Annotated in this window: 24 protein-coding genes; 16 read left to right on the forward strand and 8 right to left on the reverse strand. The window is 47.6% G+C overall.

The window, feature by feature from the left end:
- Positions 1 to 78 precede the first annotated feature (78 nt).
- From AC58QO_RS25940 to AC58QO_RS25960, 5 genes are all read left to right on the forward strand, one after another.
- Positions 79 to 981, forward strand: coding sequence for a hypothetical protein (locus AC58QO_RS25940; protein WP_497270636.1), 903 nt, complete (start codon positions 79 to 81; stop codon positions 979 to 981).
- Positions 978 to 1370, forward strand: coding sequence for a DUF3905 domain-containing protein (locus AC58QO_RS25945; RefSeq protein WP_497270638.1), 393 nt, complete (start codon positions 978 to 980; stop codon positions 1368 to 1370). Before AC58QO_RS25940 ends, AC58QO_RS25945 begins: the two co-directional genes overlap by 4 nt.
- A gap of 130 nt (positions 1371 to 1500) precedes the next feature.
- Positions 1501 to 1938: a BrxA/BrxB family bacilliredoxin gene (locus AC58QO_RS25950; protein ID WP_068665909.1), complete on the forward strand. Its 438-nt coding sequence runs from the start codon at positions 1501 to 1503 to the stop codon at positions 1936 to 1938.
- A gap of 437 nt (positions 1939 to 2375) precedes the next feature.
- Entirely contained in the window at positions 2376 to 3185 is an 810-nt protein-coding gene (gene nadE / locus AC58QO_RS25955) for an NAD(+) synthase (RefSeq protein WP_497270640.1), read from the forward strand.
- A 77-nt stretch (positions 3186 to 3262) separates the two neighbouring features.
- On the forward strand, positions 3263 to 3829 hold the full coding sequence (locus tag AC58QO_RS25960) for a GyrI-like domain-containing protein (RefSeq protein WP_497270764.1): 567 nt from the start codon (positions 3263 to 3265) through the stop codon (positions 3827 to 3829).
- A 64-nt stretch (positions 3830 to 3893) separates the two neighbouring features.
- Here AC58QO_RS25960 and AC58QO_RS25965 read toward each other — a convergent pair whose 3' ends face one another.
- Positions 3894 to 4871, reverse strand: coding sequence for an aldo/keto reductase (locus tag AC58QO_RS25965; RefSeq protein WP_497270641.1), 978 nt, complete (start codon positions 4869 to 4871; stop codon positions 3894 to 3896).
- 199 nt (positions 4872 to 5070) lie between these two features.
- Here AC58QO_RS25965 and acpS point away from each other — a divergent pair, with 199 nt between their 5' ends.
- Entirely contained in the window at positions 5071 to 5457 is a 387-nt protein-coding gene (gene acpS / locus AC58QO_RS25970; protein WP_497270766.1) for a holo-ACP synthase, read from the forward strand.
- A gap of 77 nt (positions 5458 to 5534) precedes the next feature.
- Here the strand turns inward: acpS and AC58QO_RS25975 are convergent, their stop codons facing one another.
- The gene (locus AC58QO_RS25975; protein WP_497270643.1) at positions 5535 to 6134 is read right to left on the reverse strand and encodes a hypothetical protein; all 600 of its coding nucleotides are present in this window, start codon (positions 6132 to 6134) and stop codon (positions 5535 to 5537) included.
- A 99-nt stretch (positions 6135 to 6233) separates the two neighbouring features.
- On the opposite strand from AC58QO_RS25975, the gene mutY reads away from it, so the two are divergent.
- Positions 6234 to 7358, forward strand: a complete 1125-nt coding sequence (gene mutY / locus AC58QO_RS25980; protein WP_497270645.1) for an A/G-specific adenine glycosylase — start codon at positions 6234 to 6236, stop codon at positions 7356 to 7358.
- Positions 7359 to 7398: 40 nt separating this feature from the next.
- On the opposite strand, the gene AC58QO_RS25985 is transcribed toward mutY, so the two are convergent.
- Complete coding sequence (locus tag AC58QO_RS25985) at positions 7399 to 8079, reverse strand: Crp/Fnr family transcriptional regulator (protein ID WP_497270647.1); 681 nt, start codon at positions 8077 to 8079, stop codon at positions 7399 to 7401.
- Positions 8080 to 8280: 201 nt separating this feature from the next.
- Between AC58QO_RS25985 and AC58QO_RS25990 the strand changes: the two genes are divergently transcribed.
- A complete protein-coding gene (locus AC58QO_RS25990; RefSeq protein WP_497270648.1) occupies positions 8281 to 8628 on the forward strand; it encodes a DUF805 domain-containing protein in 348 nt (115 codons plus the stop codon).
- Positions 8629 to 8730: 102 nt separating this feature from the next.
- On the opposite strand, the gene AC58QO_RS25995 is transcribed toward AC58QO_RS25990, so the two are convergent.
- The 5 genes from AC58QO_RS25995 to AC58QO_RS26015 form a co-directional block, all read right to left on the reverse strand.
- Entirely contained in the window at positions 8731 to 9342 is a 612-nt protein-coding gene (locus tag AC58QO_RS25995) for a superoxide dismutase (protein ID WP_236288187.1), read from the reverse strand.
- Between the two features lie 96 nt (positions 9343 to 9438).
- Entirely contained in the window at positions 9439 to 9657 is a 219-nt protein-coding gene (gene yfhS, locus AC58QO_RS26000) for a mother cell protein YfhS (protein ID WP_497257385.1), read from the reverse strand.
- Between the two features lie 70 nt (positions 9658 to 9727).
- Entirely contained in the window at positions 9728 to 10852 is a 1125-nt protein-coding gene (locus AC58QO_RS26005) for a Ger(x)C family spore germination protein (RefSeq protein WP_497270650.1), read from the reverse strand.
- Complete coding sequence (locus tag AC58QO_RS26010) at positions 10849 to 11949, reverse strand: GerAB/ArcD/ProY family transporter (RefSeq protein ID WP_497270652.1); 1101 nt, start codon at positions 11947 to 11949, stop codon at positions 10849 to 10851. Before AC58QO_RS26010 ends, AC58QO_RS26005 begins: the two co-directional genes overlap by 4 nt.
- Positions 11946 to 13463, reverse strand: coding sequence for a spore germination protein (locus tag AC58QO_RS26015; protein ID WP_497270768.1), 1518 nt, complete (start codon positions 13461 to 13463; stop codon positions 11946 to 11948). The genes AC58QO_RS26010 and AC58QO_RS26015 overlap by 4 nt, the downstream gene beginning before the upstream one ends.
- A 357-nt stretch (positions 13464 to 13820) precedes the next feature.
- Here AC58QO_RS26015 and AC58QO_RS26020 point away from each other — a divergent pair, with 357 nt between their 5' ends.
- From AC58QO_RS26020 to folE, 8 genes are all read left to right on the forward strand, one after another.
- On the forward strand, positions 13821 to 14252 hold the full coding sequence (locus AC58QO_RS26020; protein WP_497270654.1) for a GNAT family N-acetyltransferase: 432 nt from the start codon (positions 13821 to 13823) through the stop codon (positions 14250 to 14252).
- 144 nt (positions 14253 to 14396) lie between these two features.
- Entirely contained in the window at positions 14397 to 14951 is a 555-nt protein-coding gene (locus AC58QO_RS26025; protein WP_497270656.1) for a DUF402 domain-containing protein, read from the forward strand.
- Positions 14952 to 15551, forward strand: coding sequence for a signal peptidase I (gene lepB, locus AC58QO_RS26030; RefSeq protein ID WP_497270657.1), 600 nt, complete (start codon positions 14952 to 14954; stop codon positions 15549 to 15551). It abuts the gene before it with no gap.
- Positions 15552 to 15598: 47 nt separating this feature from the next.
- Positions 15599 to 16780: a tRNA epoxyqueuosine(34) reductase QueG gene (gene queG, locus AC58QO_RS26035; RefSeq protein ID WP_497270659.1), complete on the forward strand. Its 1182-nt coding sequence runs from the start codon at positions 15599 to 15601 to the stop codon at positions 16778 to 16780.
- Position 16781: 1 nt separating this feature from the next.
- Complete coding sequence (locus tag AC58QO_RS26040) at positions 16782 to 17318, forward strand: methylated-DNA--[protein]-cysteine S-methyltransferase (RefSeq protein ID WP_497270661.1); 537 nt, start codon at positions 16782 to 16784, stop codon at positions 17316 to 17318.
- Positions 17319 to 17353: 35 nt separating this feature from the next.
- Positions 17354 to 18385 carry an HD-GYP domain-containing protein gene (locus AC58QO_RS26045; protein WP_497270663.1) on the forward strand — a complete coding sequence of 344 codons (1032 nt, stop codon included), beginning with the start codon at positions 17354 to 17356 and terminating at the stop codon, positions 18383 to 18385.
- Positions 18386 to 18462: 77 nt separating this feature from the next.
- On the forward strand, positions 18463 to 18699 hold the full coding sequence (locus AC58QO_RS26050; protein WP_497270664.1) for a YneF family protein: 237 nt from the start codon (positions 18463 to 18465) through the stop codon (positions 18697 to 18699).
- Between the two features lie 25 nt (positions 18700 to 18724).
- On the forward strand, positions 18725 to 19312 hold the full coding sequence (folE, locus tag AC58QO_RS26055; protein ID WP_497270666.1) for a GTP cyclohydrolase I FolE: 588 nt from the start codon (positions 18725 to 18727) through the stop codon (positions 19310 to 19312).
- The last annotated feature ends 198 nt before the right edge of the window (positions 19313 to 19510 follow it).

Genomic DNA, 19510 nt, shown 5'->3' on the forward strand with positions numbered 1-19510 from the left:
AGGAAATATTAGGCAGGATGTCGAAACTTAAGAGGGTTAAAGAGATGTAGGATTAGGAACAAGAGTCGGAGGTTATGTATGCCTGATGTAGTACAATTGGGACCGCTGCAATTGCAGGGTAAACTAGTCGCTTTGCTATTAGCATGTGTGTTCGGATTCTGGCTGATGCGACGAGCTTTGCAGCAAGTGAACCGGGTGGAGCATGCGGAGTCTACCCACATTCGTGGAAACGTAAAGGGTATAGATGATCTACTCCTTAACAGTGCTCTGATCGTGTTTTTTACTTGGCGCTTGGGCAGTCTCTTGACGCAGCCATCCTTGCTTTGGGAGAGTCCGATGAAGCTGCTTCTTACAGCAGGCTCCAGTATGGAGATTATTTTAGGCGTCGTACTGGCCTATATCTATCTAGCCTACAAAGTGCGCAAGCAGGGTATCGCTTGGCGGCTTCTACTTGATATTTTCGCGATAGGCGCTGCATCGGCTGTCTTCCTGTATACGGCATTGACACCTACCTTCGGGCTGCCAACCACGTTGCCTTGGGGCATTGGCGTTGAAGGTACAGTGTCGCGGTTTCATCCGAACCATGCGTATCTAGCCATGTTACTTTTACCGTTAATCGTGTGGCAGCAGGTATGGACAGCTCGTTCGACGACGGAACTTGGAGTGAGTAAGCTGCTGAAATATACGCTGCTGTATGGCGGCGCAGTGGGGATGATAGCCAGCTATTTTACTTCTGCTGAGCCAACTACGGTGTATCTCAGCCCTGGTCAGTTGCTGAATCTACTCCTAATGATTATTGGAATGTTTCTTCCTATTTTGTCACATACTACGGGCAGAAAGGAGCTGATGGATATGAGTCAGAACGATTCCAAAACGCAAATCCAGCAAGAACAGCAAAACCAAGAACGCGCCAAATCACCTGCAAGTAAAGAGGGCTACGTCGATAAAAAACTGGACGGTCCCAACCGCCCATCCACATGAGTCAAGATCAGAAGAAGTCGACCACGACATCCAAGGACCAGAGCGAGCTCGATCCCTACGAAATCGAATTTTTGCCGCAGTTTGAGCAGGGACGCGGACCGCGTGCACCATTTGTAAATGAATACGGCGTCACCATCGGTGATCATGATTATGAATCCGACAACTCGCCACTGGAGCAGTGGACATCCGATACGAACCCCGAGGTAATGGCGGGGGATCAGTGGGTTCATCCCTTTAAGGATGTCGGCTTCCAAAGCGCCGAGAATCGGGAGATTTTTGAAGAGGGCGTCGCGCCGCAAAGCGGAATTTTTACCCATGCGGATAAGAATGTGGCCTCTGTGACGGCCGAAGCTACCACCAGTAAAAAGAATGATGAAGCGGAAGCCTAACAGCTTTCGCTTTATTTCTTTGTCACGAAGTTGGGACATTGGACTTTGCTTTCACCGTTATCGGATGTATAATATAAGTTGTAGTCATTACGTTTTAAGAGTAACTATTAAATCCTAAGGGGTGGCACATATGGCAATGTCTTTTGATTCATACATGAAAGATATGGTTAAACCGATGAGAGAAGATTTGACTCGTCTGGGTATTACGGAGCTTCTAACTCCAGAGCAAGTTGAGGAAGCGATTGAAAAATCCAAGGATGGCACGATGCTGCTTGTCGTGAACTCCGTTTGTGGCTGTGCTGCTGGTCAATGTCGTCCAGGTGTAGCGAAAGCTCTTCAGAACGAAACAGTTCCAACTTACACATACACGGTATTTGCTGGTCAAGAGAAGGATGCTACGGCAAAAGCGCGTGAATTCTTGGCGCCATACCCGCCATCATCCCCATCCATCGCGTTGTTCAAGAATGGTGAGCTAGCTCACTTCATTCAACGTCACCAAATCGAAGATCGTTCCGCGGATATGATCGCTGGCGATTTGATTGGTGCTTTTGAACAATATTGCAAATAATACAAGCAAGGAACCATAAAGGGGCCTACCTGCTGATGAGCAGGTGGGCTTTTTATTATGTGATGACTCGCGCTGAGGAGTGAGCAGGGCTCCAGTAAGGTGAGGTTAGTCGGAAAAACTTCGCCGGAAGCTGCGTTAGTTCGATATCTCCGAATTAATAGGAGGATTCCTTATTACAATGGAGCAATAGTCCGATTCTGCCGAACTATTCACCCACTTTCCGCCGACGAGTGCTGTTTAGGTCGATTTAGTTTGGCGATTTCGGACTAATCCAGATTATTTGACGCGCATGGTGAGATTAGTTCGGTAAATTCGGACTAATGGGTGTGGGTAGTGTAACTACTACGGATTACACTTTGAAATTTGAAGACCGAAAGTCTATACTAAATCTTAAAGAAGGCATCATTCCAAAATTTAGATAAAAGGTGGAGAGTTGCATGAGTTTACAAGCTGAAATTATCGCAAAACTCGGCGTTAAACCGGAAATTGATATTGATGAAGAGATCCGCAAACGTGTGGATTTCCTGAAAAATTATGTGCTTGGCGCGCATGCGGGCGGCTTGCTGATCGCAATCAGCGGCGGTATCGATAGCGCGGTGGCGGCAGGGCTATGTAAGCAAGCAACGGACGAGCTGACAGCGGAAAAAGGCAAAGAATACAAAACCGTTGGCGTATTCCAGCCTTATGGGCAGCAAGTCGACATCGAAGATAGCTACGCTGTGGCTAAGGCCTTCGATTTGAAATACCAAATCGAGAACAACATTGAGGAGTCCGTCGACGAGATTGCCATCGAAGTCGAGTACGGACTCAAGCATATCGGCGTTCACCAGCATGTGAGCCGCGGCGGCAAAGGTAACATCAAGGCGCGTACACGCATGGTCATGCAGTATGCCTTGGCTTTTGAGCTGGGCTTGATCGTCGTAGGCACAGATCATGCATCTGAAGCGATCACCGGCTTCTTCACGAAGTACGGCGACGGTGCGGTTGACATTACGCCGCTGAGCACTCTGAACAAGCGTCAAGTGCGTTCACTTGCGGCGAAGATCGGCGTGCCGCAAAGCGTACTGGACAAAGCCCCGACAGCCGGGCTTTGGGACGGGCAAACCGACGAGGAAGAGCTCGGCATCACCTATGGTGATAATAGCGACTACCTCGAAGGCAAGCAAATTGATCCAGCTGTGCAAGTGAAGCTGGAGAAGCAGTATTTGAAAACGGAGCACAAGCGGATTCCGATTCCAGGGGTTTAAGGCTATGGCTTAAGCGCGAGTGGAACGTTAAGCGACATGTTGAAAAGCCCCATCAAGGGGCTTTTTTTGTGCGTAAAATGCCCTTAATTTGTAAATATATGGTACAATCAGGAGTGGTCGTAGTTAGGCAATTCATTACCTCAACAACTATTTTGGAGGCGGATACGGTGGAACTCACGAATGAGTATGTACTTGTCACGAAAGCGTCTTTTCATGCAGTGGGGATGAGATGGGAGGGCACATTTGCTGAGGCTGGGGCAGGAGGTATACGGATCGTTCAATGTGAAATGAAGGATCGCTTACAAGAGATCACTCACATTCTACATCCTGAAACGTTACTGGGTCTGTCCTATCATGTCACGGAGGGTAGATTTACGCATTATGCCGTTGTTGAGGTTGAACAGGTAGGGGACATTCCAGAAGGCATGATAACGATTCATATTCCTACGTTAACTTATGTGAAGTGTGAGCATACAAGAGGACAAAGTATTGAAGATACCTATACAAATATATTTACTTGGATTGAGAATTCGGGTTATAGGCTGAATAAAAGTGTCGTAACTCATTTTGAAGAATATCCTATGCAGCAGGACCCGTACTCGCAAGATCCTGAATTCACCGTTATGATACCTATTGAAACATAATCCGATCTACTTCATAAAAAATAGACCCGAGGCATCGCCTCAGGTCTATTTTTAAATCCAACGGCTACGGCATACGCGCTCCGCGGGAGCTTTCAAGCAGCGTGTACCACTCTTCGCGCGTCATGCTGTCCGCGATGCGAACCGCGTCTTCGCAAGCGATGATACGCTGCGCGGAGGAAGTTCCGATGACCGGCTGGATGCGAGCCGGATGCTTCATGAGCCAGCCCAGTACGATGGCTTCTGGCGTTGTTTCTTTCTCAGTGGCCAGCTTCTGAACAAGCGCGGTCGTTTTCTTAACGGTGTCAGGTGCATCCTCAATCGTACGACCCGAGAATTTACCTTTGGCAAGTGGCCCCCATGCTTGAATTTGTACGTCGTTCATTTGGCAATGTTCGAGGATACCATCGGCAAAATTAATGTTTGTTCCGGCTTTTTGATTCACCAGAATGCCTTGCTCAACCCAATCCAAGCGTGCCAAGCTCATCTCCAATTGGTTCACGACAAGCGGCTCAGGCAAGGAGTTTTGAATGAAGCGCATTTGTGCGGAAGTCATGTTGGACACGCCGAAATGGCGAACCTTACCCGCAGAGCGCAGGGTATTAAAAGCTTCCGCAATTTCTTCAGGCTCCATAAGCGGGTCTGGGCGATGCAGAAGCAGAATGTCGATGTGCTGGGCGCCTAGACGACCGAGAATACCATCGACGGAGCTTAGGATGTGATTTTTGCTAAAATCAAAACGCTGCGGATGCTGCTCATCTTGAAAGCGAATTCCGCATTTCGACTGCAAAATAATTTGGTCGCGCAAATCAGGTCTATTCTTGAGCACCTGACCGAATACGGTCTCGGAATTCCCTCTTTTATAAATGTCAGCATGATCGAACATGGTAATGCCAATCGATAATGCGGCTTCTACTGCTTTCTCGGCGGTGATGTAATCTTCCTTGGTTAATGCATTTCCAGCCCAATCTCCGCCTAATCCCATACATCCGAAAACAATTCGACTGTTTGAAATCCCGCGTCTTTCCAGTGGCATGATTTTCACTATGATGGCCTCCCAGCTATAATTTCTAAGCCTAGTATAACGCCTGCTGGAGAATGACATAAGAGCTGAAAATAGGGTTACTTACTTACCTCCACGTAAGCCATGGACATTGTGTACGCCCTTTCCCTTGACCTTGACCGAGGAATCGGTTAAATTGTACGCAAAGCGTATCGTTAGTAGAAATGAGGCCAATTTAGCGATGATCATTGGGGTCGGAACGGATTTAATAGAAATTGCGCGGATAGGCAAAATGTTAGAGGGATCTTCAGGCGATCGGTTTCTGGAGCGGATTCTGACGCCGGCGGAGCGAGAGTTGGCGGAGAAACGCCGTGGACGACTCGCGGAGTTTGTTTCCGGTCGTTTTGCAGCGAAGGAAGCGATCGTGAAAGCCATCGGCTGCGGGATTGGGAAGCAGATTGGTTTTCAAGATGTTGAAGTATTGCCGGATTCATTAGGGAAACCGGTCTGCCAAGTGAAAGAAGATGCTCTTCTGCGAGCAGGCCTACAAGGCAGCCACCGCATCCATATCAGCATCACGCATACGGAATCGATGGCTGCCGCCTATGCCATTGTGGAGCAGCTGTGAGTAAGAAGGGCAGGCGAACATTAGCTCGTTTTCCGAGCCTATCGCGCAGAGCAGGCGGTTAAGCTCGTTTTCCAAGCCTAACGCGCCCAAACCCGCAGCATATAACCGCTCACGAGCAGGCTGATACCGCCCATTCCCTCTAGAATGACACCTGAGTAACCCAAATACCACACGCCCATCACCGCGGTCAGCACGAAAAGCCACAACCCCACATAAACCAGGGATCTGCCAAGCAGCAGCCCGACCTGGACGAACCCGATCGCGAGTAGAAACGCTCGCAAGATAGGAGCAAACAGCGGATTCACCGCGCCAATCGCCTCTAAAAAAGCCACGGCTGCAATAAGCATGGCTCCAGGCAGCACCAGGAGAATCGGATGCCCCCATCCTGTGCGCTCGGAAGCCTCATTTGCCTTGGTATCTCCGGCACCTAAGGACTTACGCATCCCCCAGATCTGAATCAAGCTGGCCACCACTGCAGTGATAAAAGCCGCTTGCTTCAACCAATCCAAATCGCGCCAGTAGATGGCGAAATCAACTCCAGCACTAAACACCCACTCGGCGCCCCAAATGAACAACAGGGGAATCAGACCCTTTGCTTCGCGCAGCCAATCTCTTCTTTTATTTTCTAATTGTTGTTGTCCCGTTTTAGTCAAATCAGCTTGCTTCGACGTTTGCATACATTCACCTCTAGTTTTATGTTCCGCACTTCTCGTATAATGGTACCATGTCCATTCATCCATTATAACTTGAACGTGCCCCATAGAGAAGGAGAGCTCATGTACAGCGAAGAACAGAAGATGTATTTTTCCAAGAACCTCTTGGATTGGTACCAGACACATAAACGTGATTTACCCTGGCGAAGAAGTAAAAACCCTTATTATATATGGATTTCCGAAGTGATGCTGCAGCAAACACGCGTGGATACAGTGATTCCGTATTTCCATCGGTTCGTGGATCAATTTCCAACCGTTGAGGCTTTGGCCACAGCGCCAGAGGAAAATGTGCTCAAAGCGTGGGAAGGGCTCGGCTACTACTCGCGAGCGAGAAATCTGCAAACAGCCGTTAGAGAAGTGCACGAACGCTACGACGGTGTTGTCCCTGCGAATAAAGAGGAAATCTCCGCGCTCAAAGGTGTCGGACCCTACACATCAGGCGCGATCCTGAGCATCGCCTACAATAAGCCAGAGCCTGCGGTCGATGGCAATGTGATGCGTGTGCTTTCACGCTATTTTCTCATCGAAGAAGATATTATGAAGCCGTCTACGAGGACGATCATGGAAAAGCTGGCGCGCGAGCTCATTTTGGAGGGAACCGCAAGCGACTTTAACCAAGCGCTCATGGAGCTGGGAGCCATGGTGTGTACGCCGAGATCGCCGCACTGCTTGACGTGCCCTGTTATGGCACACTGTTCGGCGCGTGAAGCTGGCATGGAAGAAGCCCTGCCAATCAAAAAGAAAGCCAAACCGCCCCGTCCAGAGCTGCGGGCAGTGGCTTTCATTGAAGGAACGGGAGAGCATGCAGGCAAATGGTTGATCAGACAGCGTCCGCAAGAAGGGCTGCTCGCACGGATGTGGGAGCTCCCGCATATTGAGTGGTCGACAACCGGGTGGCAATCCGATGAGGACAACATGTCCGAGCTTCGGGTGAAACTTGTGGAGCAGGAGCAAATTGGGATTAAACCCGAAGAGTGGTTCATGGATACCGAGCATATTTTCAGCCATATTGTATGGAAAATGAAGGTATACCGCGCTAAGCTCGGTGACGCCAATCGGCCAAGCACGGGAGAAGAATGGATCCCGTTCCACTATCGTTGGGTAGGCCCAGATGATCTTCAAAACTATGCCTTTCCGAATGTGTTCGTACGGATTATGAAGGAATGGCAGGAGCGAATGGAGGCTTAGCCATTAGCACTAGCACCTGTAGTTTGTAGTACCACAATAACTACCGAATTTCGGCCTGAATGGCTTCAATATTCCTTAACGTGATTAACTTCTTATCAATGTGTATGAGCCCGTCATCCAGCAATTCCTGCAATACCTTCGTGACGGATTCCCTTACTGTGCCAACTAAGTTGGCCAACTGCTGGTGAGTCAGCTTAACATCAATCAGAAGACCGTCTGGCGTAGTGATTCCGTGCTGCTCGGACAATCGAAGAATTGTTTTAATAATACGTGAGCGAACCCCAAGGAATGTTAAATCATAGATTTGATCATTGGCATGACGCAGCCGTTGCATGGTCGTTTCCAGGAGCTTTAGGCATAGCCTAGGGCTCTTTTCCATGAACAAAGTGAAGTCTGTTCGGTTGAGCACATAGAGGGTGCTAGCCGCCATCGTTTCAGCCGTGGCCGAGCGAGTCATCCCGCTGCTAAGCAGTGACATCTCCCCGAAGAAATCCCCATCCCGGAACAAGGCTAGCGTGACCTCTTTGGCCTCGTCCAGACGATATATTTTCACAACACCAGTATGGATCAAGAATAATTCCTCACCAACGTCGCCCTCTTCAAAAAGTATGGTTTCCTTCTTTACTTTCTTTTCCGTAAATAAAGGGGCAATCCCGATCAGATCTTCTTCCGAAAGCTCTTGAAACAAGGGGACATGTTGAAGTAACGGTACGATGGTCAAGGGCTCGTCAACTCTTTTCAGCTGTAGATTAATTATACCAGTATCTTACAACTTGATTTTGCCGGCGTAAAGAGAAAAGAGAAAGTGAACCTAGCTGCAATGGAAAAGATGTATGAGACTCTTCAAACTGGAATATGAATGGGAGAATGTTAAATATCCAAGGACACTGTTCGGTGACTACAAGAAAAGGAGTCGTTGCAGATGGAATGGTATTTAAAGGTGTTAACGAATTATGTAGGCTTTTCAGGCAGAGCAAGACGGAAGGAATATTGGATGTTCGTGCTTTTCAATATTATCATTTCAATTGGTATTGCTATCGTCGAGTCTATTATCGGAATAGATAAGCTCTTGTCAGGTCTTTATTCTTTAGCAGTCCTATTACCTTCTCTAGCCGTAGCCTTTCGTAGATTGCATGACACGGGTAAAAGCGGATGGTGGTTGCTGCTTAGCTTAATTCCCCTGATTGGTCCCATTATTTTGCTTGTATTCTTCTGTCAGGATAGTGACTACAACGATAATCAATACGGACCCAATCCGAAAAGGGAATAAGCGCTCTGAGGATAAGGCCCACAGAACGCAAAAAAGCGACCCGAGAGGGTCGCTTTTCACATCATATAGGGATCTTTTAGCGGAGCTAAAAGTCTCTCAGATTTACTTCGCTGCGTCGTAACGTTTGCCAACTTCGTTCCAGTTAACAACGTTCCAGAAAGCTGCGATGTAGTCAGGGCGTTTGTTTTGGTAGTTCAGGTAGTAAGCATGCTCCCAAACATCAAGACCAAGAACCGGCGTTTCGCCTTCCATGATCGGGCTGTCTTGGTTCGGCAAGCTGTATACTTTCAATTTGCCAGCTTTGTCAACAGCTAGGAAAGCCCAGCCAGAGCCAAAACGTGTTGTAGCTGCAGCAGCAAAATCTGCTTTGAATTTATCAAAGCCGCCAAGCTCGCTGTCAATCGCAGCCGCTAGAGCGCCTGTAGGTGCGCCGCCAGCTTCTGGTCCAATTGTTTCCCAGAATAGGGAGTGGTTAGCGTGACCGCCACCATTGTTGCGAACTGCTGTGCGGATATCTTCAGGAAGGCTGTTAAGATCAGCGATCAGGTCATTAAGGGATTTGTCATGCAGAGCTGGGTGTTTGTCCAAAGCTGCATTCAGGTTTGTTACATATGCGTTATGGTGACGATCGTGATGGATTTCCATTGTTTTTGCATCGATGTGTGGCTCAAGAGCGTCGTTTGCGTACGGAAGAGCGGGTAGTTGATGTGCCATTGAATAAATACCTCCTAAAAATTATGTAGTTTCAATCTCATTATGAAGGAACACAGCTAATAAAGCAACATTTGTGTTTACTAAGTCTGCAGTCCATCAGATGCCGCGACGCTCCATTTCTCGTGTAATTTGATTGTGCATGGCGGTATCTTGCTCATGTAAATAGGGAGATAAGTCGCTCATCGTCCGATGGAGCTGAAGTAATTCAATTTCAGTCCATTCTTCGGGCTTTTTGGTGCTCAGAAACTGGAAATCAGGAATTTCCCGGGGATACTCGTGCGCCGTAAGTTCATGATCTAGTTCTTGATCTGACATAGGTTTCACCTCTTTCTAATCGGAATATCCTCCTATAAGATGGTTTTTTTTCATGCATCTCATTCATGCTCTATATGGTTTCGCCCATATTCTTTATTTTAGTATTCACATGAATACGCACTTCGGCTTCGGAGAACGCATGTCCCCACTCATCTTGTACGTTTTCCCAAGCCTTGAATTGATAGGCGCGCGCATACAGGCCAAGGCCGATAGGGTCAACTTCATGCTGTTGCATCTTTGTAACTAGAGATTTCATTTTCGCATCCAATTGCTGATTGATCTCGGCTTCAAGCTTAGGTGCTTCGTGCTGTACATCGAAGGCGAAATATTTCTCTGTGAGATGAACGGGTATCGAGAGCTGGATATCAAAATGGAATTTATTCTGTTCAAATGTGACTTTAATGTCCCTTTTTATGCGTAAAGCGTAGAAGCTAATCGCTCCTGTATCAAAAAAGGAATCGCCCTTCTCCTTGGGGATCACGACAGTTAAGGTCAAGGAGTCCTGTTTATCGTTTTGCAGCATTTGTAGAAGCTGATTTTCGGTGTGATCGATGGTGTAGGCATACTTTCCCTTTTTATTCAGTAACATTGTGCCTGTAGCATCAACATCCTTATCTTTGCGCATGTTGGTTAAGAATGGCGTGATCCCTTTCTCAAACATTTGCCGATGGAGGTCAAATAATGTTGTAACTTGTACTAGATTGTGCATATAAGCAGTATCTAGGAGTCTGGCAATATGCATAGACAATCTCCGTTTATCTCGGGGGGCAAATCGAATAATTTCCTCTACAGAGCCCTCGATGGCGATGACTCTGGCGGTTTCAGACATTTTTGGATCACGATAGAATATATCCATTAATTTAAACCAGTCTTCATGGGCTAATATGCGTTTGCCAATCAGTATATTTTGAATTTTGCCACCGCCAATAAGCGCCGACACACGTCCCTCTAATTCGTTCCGTCCATCCTGTAAGGTAATCGCCGTGACCTGCGTCACTTCATTTTTCTCCTTCGCTTCCTTGTTAAAGACAGGACTTGAAGCATAAATGACGATGTGATTATCTTTATCTAAATCAAAACCCACCATAAGAGCAAGCGTCACATTCTCTAAAGGCAATCGATCTTTACAGCTAGATAGCACGATGAACAGAGCGAATATCGGGAAGATCACAAGGCTAATCCGCATCGGCTTCATGGAGACACCCTCCGTGAGATTAGGCGCATGCCGGCTAGAAGGCCCCATAAGAGAAGTGGCATAACAAAAGCAATGCTGATGCCTAGATTTTGAACAAAGCTGCTTAATTTCATACTGTCATTCCAGCTTGGATTCCAAATCCATGCTACAACGACCATAACGGTAAGGATAAGGAGGATGTGCAGTCGAGGTTGCCCCTTGATACCGAGCTGCTGGGTACATAGGACAGTGGCATACAGCATGGGGATGAAGGTTCTCACGATAATAAGTAAATAGACGGAGAGAATTAATATATCAAATCGTTCCAGAAAACGAGATTCAAGGATTTTGTATAAGGATATGAGTGTATTATGGTATTGCGTAATTTCGTCCGGACTGAAATTGACAAAAGCAACCACTGTAACCAGTAAGTAAACGATGAAGGTAAACGAATTTGCAATAATAATGCCCGTGGATGCAGTACTTTTTTTTTCTAAGTACGGGTAGAGAAAGAAGGCAATCTCAAACCCAGTGAAAGCTAAAATGGTGGATTTAACAGTCTGGAGTATCGGCATCCAGCCATGTTTTAGAATGGGAAGCAGATAAATCCATTGCGCATATTTGAAAAAAAAGAAGGTAACCAGGATGAGTCCCACGGAAAGGAAAACGAGAATCTCAGAATAGCGGCCAATGATGCGGAACCCTCCTTTGGTGATCATATAAGCGGGAACAAGAAAAAGCAGCATAAGAACGGATGTACTTGATTGCTGCATAATCCAATTTTGAATGAGAAGTCCCATGCGATGATAGATTAGAAAAACGAAGATAAGGAAATAGCCAGCAAACACAATCATACCGACTCTCCCAGCCCAGATCCCAAAATAGTGGCTTAGTAAGTCTATAATCGTGCCATTAGGGTGCTTTTTCATGATCTGAATAATAATCAGACTGCTAGCCATAGATGCTAGCCATCCGATAATTAAGACAATCCATCCGTCCGTGCCGCAGCCCCTAGCGAGGTCACCAGGCAGAGGGATTAAGCCAACACCTAGCTGAGCACTATGAATAATCAAAATATACTGAAGCAGTGTAATCTGATTGCCTTTACCTGGATTCATGATGAATCATCTCCTTTCTGTTTCAGTACACCGTATCGACGCTTTTGAAGAGAACGAACGCTTTTGGGTCGATATACCATTTTTTTGAGCGGCAGGCGGATAAAGACATCCTTCCAGTCCGCCATTCGCAGCGGAGCAATGGGAGAACTATAAGGTTCTCCGAGTGATTTTAAGCTAATGAGATGAGCTAGGATGACCATTGCGCCTGCCATGATCCCGATGATGCCGTACATGGAAGCGATCGTCATCATTGGAAAGCGGATTAATCGAACGGAAGCCGCCATGTCATAATTGGGGAGGATGAAGGAGGCAACCGCCGTGGAGGCGACGACAACGACCATGAGATTGCTCACAATCCCCGCTTGAACCGCTGCTTGCCCAATGACAATCCCTCCAACAATTCCAACAGTTTGGCCAACGGGCGCAGGAAGACGGACGCCTGCCTCCCTCAGCATTTCGAGCATGATCTCCATAATGAGCGCCTCGATAAAAGGAGGAAAGGGGACAGCGGATCGAGACTCGCCAATCGACAAAATCAAATCCAAGGGAATGAGTTCATGGTTAAACGAAATACACGCTATGTAGAAAGCAGGTAGAAACGCTGCGATGATACAAGCAAAGTAACGAAGTAGTCGAAAGAACGTAGCAACGGGCCAACGCGTGCTGTAGTCGTCAATACCCTGAAAAAAGGCAGCTAGTCCTACAGGTGCAATTAGTACACTGGAGGATCGATCTACGACAACACAATATCGTCCTTGCAGCAGCTGAGATGCAGCTGTGTCTGGGCGTTCAGTAGTCATCATTTGTGGAAACAGGGAGAAGGGATTATCTTCAATTAACTCCACAAGCTCGCCAGTATTGATGATGCAGTCGATCTGCAAGCTGCAGATACGGCGCTCTAATTCAAGGCGTATTTCAGGGAGTGCAACATCTTCTAAATACAGGATGGACACTTTGCTTTTGGTCCTGTTACCGACATAAAGCTCTTTAATTTTGAGCTCTCGGCTGGAGATGTATCGTCGAATTAAGGCAATATTTTGACTTCCTGTTTCGATAAAGCCTTGATGAGCGCCTTTCAAAGAGGCTTCTATCTGGGAATCCGTGATGGAGCGTTGAGGCCAGCCTTGTGTTTCTAAGGAAAAAGCATGGGTTTGCCCATCAATGAAAAGAACGCTATAGCCGTACAGTATAGCTGTTTCAACCCCTGCCCAAGCAATGAGGCTTTTGAGATCTCCTATAGCGACGGGTAATTCGTCGCTCTCATCAGTAGTTGTGCGAAACATGAGCTCATGCAGAACATTATTGTTAATGGAATTTTTATCTACAAGTCCATCGAGATAGGCCAGTGCTGCCGGGGCTCCGGATTGTTTATAAGTGAACGTACGCACGATCAAATCAGGTGTATCACTGAAAATCGTGGCGAGTTGATCTATATTTTCGGAAAGGCTTGTTGAAATTTCGACGATCTCGGATGTTGGCTTCTGTTGTTGGTGCTCGGAGCTTTCTTCGATCATCCGATGTGCAGCTTTAAATAAACGGCGGATCAGTTCCATGTTCAACCATCCCATAAATTCTCAATTTCATGATGCTGTCTTTCATTGTTCCTTGGCGCACGGTATTTTATGCGTCTTGAAGACTAATGCACATCGCATAGAAGTGAGGTCAATAGCACTAGAATTATCAGCTTTCTTATCAAATTACAACATTGAAAACGCTTGCATTTAAGCGCTTTCAAGAGGAATATCGAAAAAAACAAAGTTTTTTGTGAATTTCACCACAATTTCAGCAGGATTTCGTGTTTTTTTGTCGTATTTACTTATTTACCAGAAAATTAATCTCTACAAATTAATATGGAATTGGGAGAGAACCGTATGCATGTTCGTTCATTTCAGCTTGGTGATACCTCTTCGGTTAAAGAACTTCTAGAAGACGTTCTGTCGGAAACCTGCTATGAGGAGACGATTGAAGCCTTCGCTCGTCAGCTATCGTGGGACACGGAGCTTGTTTTAATCGCTCAAGAAGAAGAGCAAGTCGTAGGCATGATTATCGGCACGATTGATAATAACAATGGCTACTACTATAGGATCGCAGTCGCAACAGCATATCAACGTAAGGGTATTGGCAAAGCTTTGATCGAGGCAATGAAGCAGCGGTTTCTCGGGCGGAATGTTAAGAAAATTATGGTAACGGTAGATGTTCATAATGAAATGGTGTTGCCTGTGTACGAGTCTGCTGGCTATAGCACAGATGACTTCTCCAGAGCTGCACATCGGCTTAGCATTGTGAAGAAAGTAAGCGTGTAGCCTCTTGGGTGGCACGGTAAGGAAATAAATAGGTTTGGCTTATAGGAAGCATATCTGTGCCGCCATTGCAATTGGGGGTCAGATATGCTTTTCTAGTATAATAAGGTAACGTTTCGGCAGCAATTTGACAGAGGAGCTTTGAACATGGATAATTTCACGCCGTATGTGATAAAAAGCTTCAAACACGACGGGCATCTACATCGCATGTGGCTGACTAATTGGCGGGTTCCTCCAAGTCTGCTCCATGAAGAGCATCAGAAACAGGGCATGCTAGTGTTTATCAATAGTCAGACCAAGATTCAAGAAGCGGACGGCAAGGAGTGGGTTAGCCGCATTCCAGGGGTTTCTTTTTTTATTCCCAAAATGTGGTTTAATATCGTTGCTCTGATGGAGGAGTCTGGGGTGCGCTATTACTGTAATGTAGCCTCACCGATGTATCTCAATCAGCAGGTATTAACGTATATCGACTATGATCTGGACGTCATCCGGTTGCCGGATCGTACTGTACATATTGTGGATCAAGATGAATACGAGCGTCATAAGCTGGGCTACCATTACTCGGCCCTTGTGGAGACGAAGGTGAAGGAAGGGCTTGCAGCACTGCTGGCTTTGGTTAATGAGGACAAGCCGCCTTTCCAAGATGACATGGTGATCTATTATTACGAGCAATGGGAAAAATATAAGAGCGGAGGCGGTTGAATGAGCTTCTTCGTAGGTCGCGAAGATACCAATAGGAACGTTTCTACGCCAGGGCAAGTTCAAGAGTCGAAAAGCTTCACGCATGAGCTGTGGGACTGGACGAAATCCATTCTCGTAGCTCTTCTTGTTGTTATCATTGTGCATCAGTTTGGATTTAACTTATCAACCGTTCGCGGTCACTCGATGGACCCGACACTAGGCGATGGTGAATGGTTGTTCGTGAATAAAGCGATTACTTATATAAAAGCACCAGAGCGCGGCGAAATTGTCATTCTCAAGGAGCCTGAGAAGCTTGCGCTGCCTCAGCATCCTTTGTTGGTCAAAAGGGTCATCGCTATTGCGGGCGATGAAGTACAGAGCCGCGCAGGGGCTCTGTATGTGAACGGCGATAAGGTTACGGAGCCGTATGCGGATACGCTCATTGAAGATGGGGATTTCGGTCCGACGGCCGTCGGACAGGGACAAATCTTCGTCATGGGCGATAATCGTCACCTGGCGGCGAGTGCAGACAGCCGCATGTTCGGGGTCATCCCGACCAGTCTTGTCCAGGGACGGGCAGAGTTTGTACTATGGCCACTCGACATGGCCGGTAAGCTATAAAACAGCGATGAAATCAGAAGAGTGAGGTGAGCGGGTTGGCGGTTTCCATGGCAGAGAGAACAGATTGGCGTAAGCTGCAACAAGAGATTGTGGAAGCCGCGCCTTCTCTCGGTATTGATAAGATCGGCTTCACCTCCGCGGAGCCGTTCCACGAACTGAAGGACATCCTTCTCCGCCACAGGGAGAAGGGCTTCGAATCCGGCTTCGAGGAGCCGGATATCGAGAAGCGGGTACACCCCGAGCTGAGCTTCGACGCGCCACGGTCGATCATTTCGATCGCGGTCGCGTACCCGTCGAAGCTGCCGAACCCTCCCCGATCCGAGCCGGGGGCTTATCGGGGCATGATCTCGCGCTCCTCGTGGGGGAGCGACTACCACGACGTGCTTCGCGACCGACTCGCGAAGCTGGAAGCGTTCATCGCCGAGCGCGTGCCGGAGGCGAGGCTGCAGAGTATGGTCGACACCGGTGCCCTAGTCGACCGCGCCGTCGCCGAACGTGCCGGTATCGGCTGGAGCGGCAAAAACTGCGCCGTCATCACCCCCGAATGGGGATCGTGGGTGTATTTGGGCGAAATGATCACGAACATCCCGTTCGAATCCGATATAGGTATTATGGACCAATGCGGAGACTGCACGATTTGCATCGATGCCTGTCCAACAGGGGCGCTAGTCGGCCCAGGGCAGCTCAATTCGAGTCGCTGCATCTCGTTCATCACACAGACCAAAGGGTATGTGGATGATGAATTCAAACGCAAGATCGGCAACCGACTCTACGGCTGTGATACGTGCCAGGTCGTGTGCCCGAAAAACAAGGGGATAAACTGGACGCATCATCCCGAGCTTACGCCTGACCCGGAGAAGGTCAAGCCGCTGCTCATTCCCTTGCTCACGATGTCGAACAAGGATTTCAAAGAGCAGTATGGGCGCATCGCGGCATCCTGGCGCGGCAAAAAGCCTATCCAGCGCAACGCGATCATCGCGCTCGGTAATTTCAAGGACGCGTCGGCGGTGCCGGTCCTAGGGGATCTGCTGCGGAGCGATCCTCGCCCGGAGATCCGGGCTACCGCAGCGTGGGCGCTAGGGCGAATCGGCGGCGAGGAAGCTTGCCGCGCGCTGGAGAAAGCTGCTGCGGCTGAGCAAGAGCCGCAAGTACAGACGGACATCGAGAAGGCCATAGCTGCACAGATTACTGCACAGATCAGCCAAGAGATGGCCGAACAGGAGGGATAAGATGAAACAGCCCCAGGAGACAGTCATGCTTGCGTATACCGAGATCGACTCGCCCATCGGTCCCCTTGTCCTTATGTCATCTCCAAAAGGACTGTGCAAGGTGGAGTTCGGTACGGTTGAAAGCAATCGAGAGAGCCGCGAGGCGTGGGCTCGCCGTTGGTATGGAGCGTTTGAGCTTAGCGAAAATGCAGAGCAGCTAGCGCCCGTAGCTGAACAGTTATCGCAGTATTTTAAAAGGGAACGAGAGAGCTTTGAAGGGGAAATGGATCTGCAAGGGACTGAATTCCAGAAGCGTGTATGGCTAGCCCTACAAACGATCCCTTACGGAGAGACAGCGTCCTATAAGCACATTGCTGAAGCTATCGGCTCGCCAAAGGCTGTAAGAGCTGTAGGCGGCGCGAATAATCAAAATCCCATTCCAGTTATTATCCCTTGCCATCGAATCATTGGAGCAAACGGCGACCTTGTAGGTTATGGCGGAGGGCTTCCGACCAAAGTGCACTTATTGGATTTAGAGCAACGAACGTTACTAGTGTAGATGATTAAACAATAACAACATGTGGAGTGAATCCTATGAAATATGTGCATCTGGATTCTGTGGAGCCTGGTCAATATCTGGGACGTACGATTTATGCCAGTAATGGGGCTATTTTGCTATCGGAGAATGTGCAGCTAACGGTATTTATGATCAATACATTGAATCGCATTGGCGTGACGATGGTTTATATCAAGGACCCCAATCTGGAGGATGTGGAGATTCCAGAAATCCTTTCAGAAGAAACGAAGCGACTTGTCATGACCCAGATGGGTCAGACGTTCGCCTCTATTCAGTCGGGGAAAGATTTTAATTCACGCAGCGTCAGCATGTCGATTAATACGCTGCTGGATGAGATTATGAAGAATCGCGATGTCCTCGTGCAGCTGAATGATATCCGGACGCAGGATAATGCCATGTATATCCATGCCATGAATGTGTGTATGATGTCTGTGCTCATCGGGATGAATATGGGGATGAATGCGACCCAATTGAAAGATCTGGCCATGGGGGCGCTTCTGCATGATATCGGAAAAGTGGAGCTGCTCACAGACGATGAATCAGAGGATCCGCGGCGGCATCATACGTGGCGCGGGTTTGAGCTTTTGAAGAATAAGCGGGAGTTCAATCTGCTCATTGCACATGTTGCCTTTCAGCATCATGAGGCACTGAATGGAGAAGGCACGCCGAGAGGGATAATGGGCGAAGATATTCATCTCTATGCCAAAATAACAGCCGTCGCCAACATGTACGATAACTTGTTGTTTGATATGTCTGCGGGTCGTCGCAAGCTGCCGCATGAGGCCTGTGAATACATGCTGGCGCTGGCGGAGACGAAGCTGGATCGGGATGTGTTGATTCAATTCATGAAAATTGTCTCCATCTACCCTACCGGCACATCAGTTCGGCTAACGAATCGGGAGACTGGTGTTGTCGTGGGTCAGCATAGAGGACTTCCGACGCGGCCGATCATTCGAATTGTGAAGCAGGATGCGACCGATAAATTGTTGGAGATCAAAGAGATCGATCTGGCCAAAGAAACGACTGTATTCATCGAACAGGTGCTTTGATTTGTAAAGCGTGGAACAGTAATGATATGATAGAACAAGCATTCTATTCTAAATTGTACAAGCAGGGGGCATAGGTTATGTGGAGTTATATTATTCCCATTCTCACATTGATTGTTGGTTTGGTTGGTGGATTCTTTATTGGTGTATTCTATCTAAAGAGACAGCTTGAATCCATGCAGAACAATCCTGAAATGCTGGCCAAAATGGCGAAGCAAATGGGCTATAACATGAATAAGCAACAATTGAATAAAGCACAGCAAATGATGAAGAACCAAAACTTAAACCAAAACTTGAACCAAAAGCGGCGGAAATAAGACATAGGGTGGAGTGGTAAAGTAGATGGCATCCATCGATTATAAAAATGCATTAGTCGCGGAGAATCGCGAGCAGATCGAAAGTCATGTCCGTGAGATTTTGCGTTTGATTGGTGAAGATGTAGATCGGGAAGGTCTATTGGACACGCCAGCTCGTGTAACGCGCATGTATGAAGAGATTTTTGCAGGTTACGCAGCGGACCCTCGTGAAGTTCTTGGCGTCACCTTCGATGAACAGCATGAAGAGCTGGTCATCATCAAAGATATCGTGTACTACAGCCAGTGTGAGCATCATATGGCGCCTTTCTTTGGCAAAGTCCATGTTGGTTACTTACCTAGTGGTAAAGTGGCTGGTCTCAGCAAATTTGCCCGTTTGGTCGATGTCGTTACACGCAAGCTGCAGGTGCAGGAGCGGATTACATCTGAAATTGCTGATATTTTGGCGGAAGTGCTCAAGCCGCATGGCGTCATGGTTGTCGTTGAAGGCGAACATATGTGTATGTGTGCAAGAGGCGTGAAGAAATACGGCAGTCAAACGGTCACCTCCGCTGTGCGCGGTTCGTTCCGTAAAGATTCAACACTTCGTTCGGAATTTCTATCTTTATTAAAATAATGTGAGCACCGGGGAATGTGCATGAAGACAATGGTCTTGTGCATCATTCCCTTTTTTGTGCGTCAGGAGCAAGTTAGGCTTGTTGGGTATAGAGGAATATAGTATTGTTAAAAATTAACCACATAAGAAAGTATAAGTTTTCAGTTCCTGAAAACGGCTTTCTTCTTGGCGATAAAACTTACCGATAAACGCGGTCGC

Source organism: Paenibacillus sp. J31R30 (assembly GCF_059692115.1).

What these genes read in the sequence shown, in the direction of transcription:
- AC58QO_RS25940 (WP_497270636.1), top strand. Translation starts at nt 79, where the DNA reads ATGCCTGATGTAGTACAATTGGGACCGCTGCAATTGCAGGGTAAACTA.
- AC58QO_RS25945 (WP_497270638.1), top strand. Translation starts at nt 978, where the DNA reads ATGAGTCAAGATCAGAAGAAGTCGACCACGACATCCAAGGACCAGAGC.
- AC58QO_RS25950 (WP_068665909.1), top strand. Translation starts at nt 1,501, where the DNA reads ATGGCAATGTCTTTTGATTCATACATGAAAGATATGGTTAAACCGATG.
- nadE (WP_497270640.1), top strand. Translation starts at nt 2,376, where the DNA reads ATGAGTTTACAAGCTGAAATTATCGCAAAACTCGGCGTTAAACCGGAA.
- AC58QO_RS25960 (WP_497270764.1), top strand. Translation starts at nt 3,263, where the DNA reads ATGCCCTTAATTTGTAAATATATGGTACAATCAGGAGTGGTCGTAGTT.
- acpS (WP_497270766.1), top strand. Translation starts at nt 5,071, where the DNA reads ATGATCATTGGGGTCGGAACGGATTTAATAGAAATTGCGCGGATAGGC.
- AC58QO_RS25975 (WP_497270643.1), bottom strand. Translation starts at nt 6,134, where the DNA reads ATGCAAACGTCGAAGCAAGCTGATTTGACTAAAACGGGACAACAACAA.
- mutY (WP_497270645.1), top strand. Translation starts at nt 6,234, where the DNA reads ATGTACAGCGAAGAACAGAAGATGTATTTTTCCAAGAACCTCTTGGAT.
- AC58QO_RS25990 (WP_497270648.1), top strand. Translation starts at nt 8,281, where the DNA reads ATGGAATGGTATTTAAAGGTGTTAACGAATTATGTAGGCTTTTCAGGC.
- AC58QO_RS25995 (WP_236288187.1), bottom strand. Translation starts at nt 9,342, where the DNA reads ATGGCACATCAACTACCCGCTCTTCCGTACGCAAACGACGCTCTTGAG.
- yfhS (WP_497257385.1), bottom strand. Translation starts at nt 9,657, where the DNA reads ATGTCAGATCAAGAACTAGATCATGAACTTACGGCGCACGAGTATCCC.
- AC58QO_RS26005 (WP_497270650.1), bottom strand. Translation starts at nt 10,852, where the DNA reads ATGAAGCCGATGCGGATTAGCCTTGTGATCTTCCCGATATTCGCTCTG.
- AC58QO_RS26010 (WP_497270652.1), bottom strand. Translation starts at nt 11,949, where the DNA reads ATGAATCCAGGTAAAGGCAATCAGATTACACTGCTTCAGTATATTTTG.
- AC58QO_RS26015 (WP_497270768.1), bottom strand. Translation starts at nt 13,463, where the DNA reads ATGATCGAAGAAAGCTCCGAGCACCAACAACAGAAGCCAACATCCGAG.
- AC58QO_RS26020 (WP_497270654.1), top strand. Translation starts at nt 13,821, where the DNA reads ATGCATGTTCGTTCATTTCAGCTTGGTGATACCTCTTCGGTTAAAGAA.
- AC58QO_RS26025 (WP_497270656.1), top strand. Translation starts at nt 14,397, where the DNA reads ATGGATAATTTCACGCCGTATGTGATAAAAAGCTTCAAACACGACGGG.
- lepB (WP_497270657.1), top strand. Translation starts at nt 14,952, where the DNA reads ATGAGCTTCTTCGTAGGTCGCGAAGATACCAATAGGAACGTTTCTACG.
- queG (WP_497270659.1), top strand. Translation starts at nt 15,599, where the DNA reads ATGGCAGAGAGAACAGATTGGCGTAAGCTGCAACAAGAGATTGTGGAA.
- AC58QO_RS26040 (WP_497270661.1), top strand. Translation starts at nt 16,782, where the DNA reads ATGAAACAGCCCCAGGAGACAGTCATGCTTGCGTATACCGAGATCGAC.
- AC58QO_RS26045 (WP_497270663.1), top strand. Translation starts at nt 17,354, where the DNA reads ATGAAATATGTGCATCTGGATTCTGTGGAGCCTGGTCAATATCTGGGA.
- AC58QO_RS26050 (WP_497270664.1), top strand. Translation starts at nt 18,463, where the DNA reads ATGTGGAGTTATATTATTCCCATTCTCACATTGATTGTTGGTTTGGTT.
- folE (WP_497270666.1), top strand. Translation starts at nt 18,725, where the DNA reads ATGGCATCCATCGATTATAAAAATGCATTAGTCGCGGAGAATCGCGAG.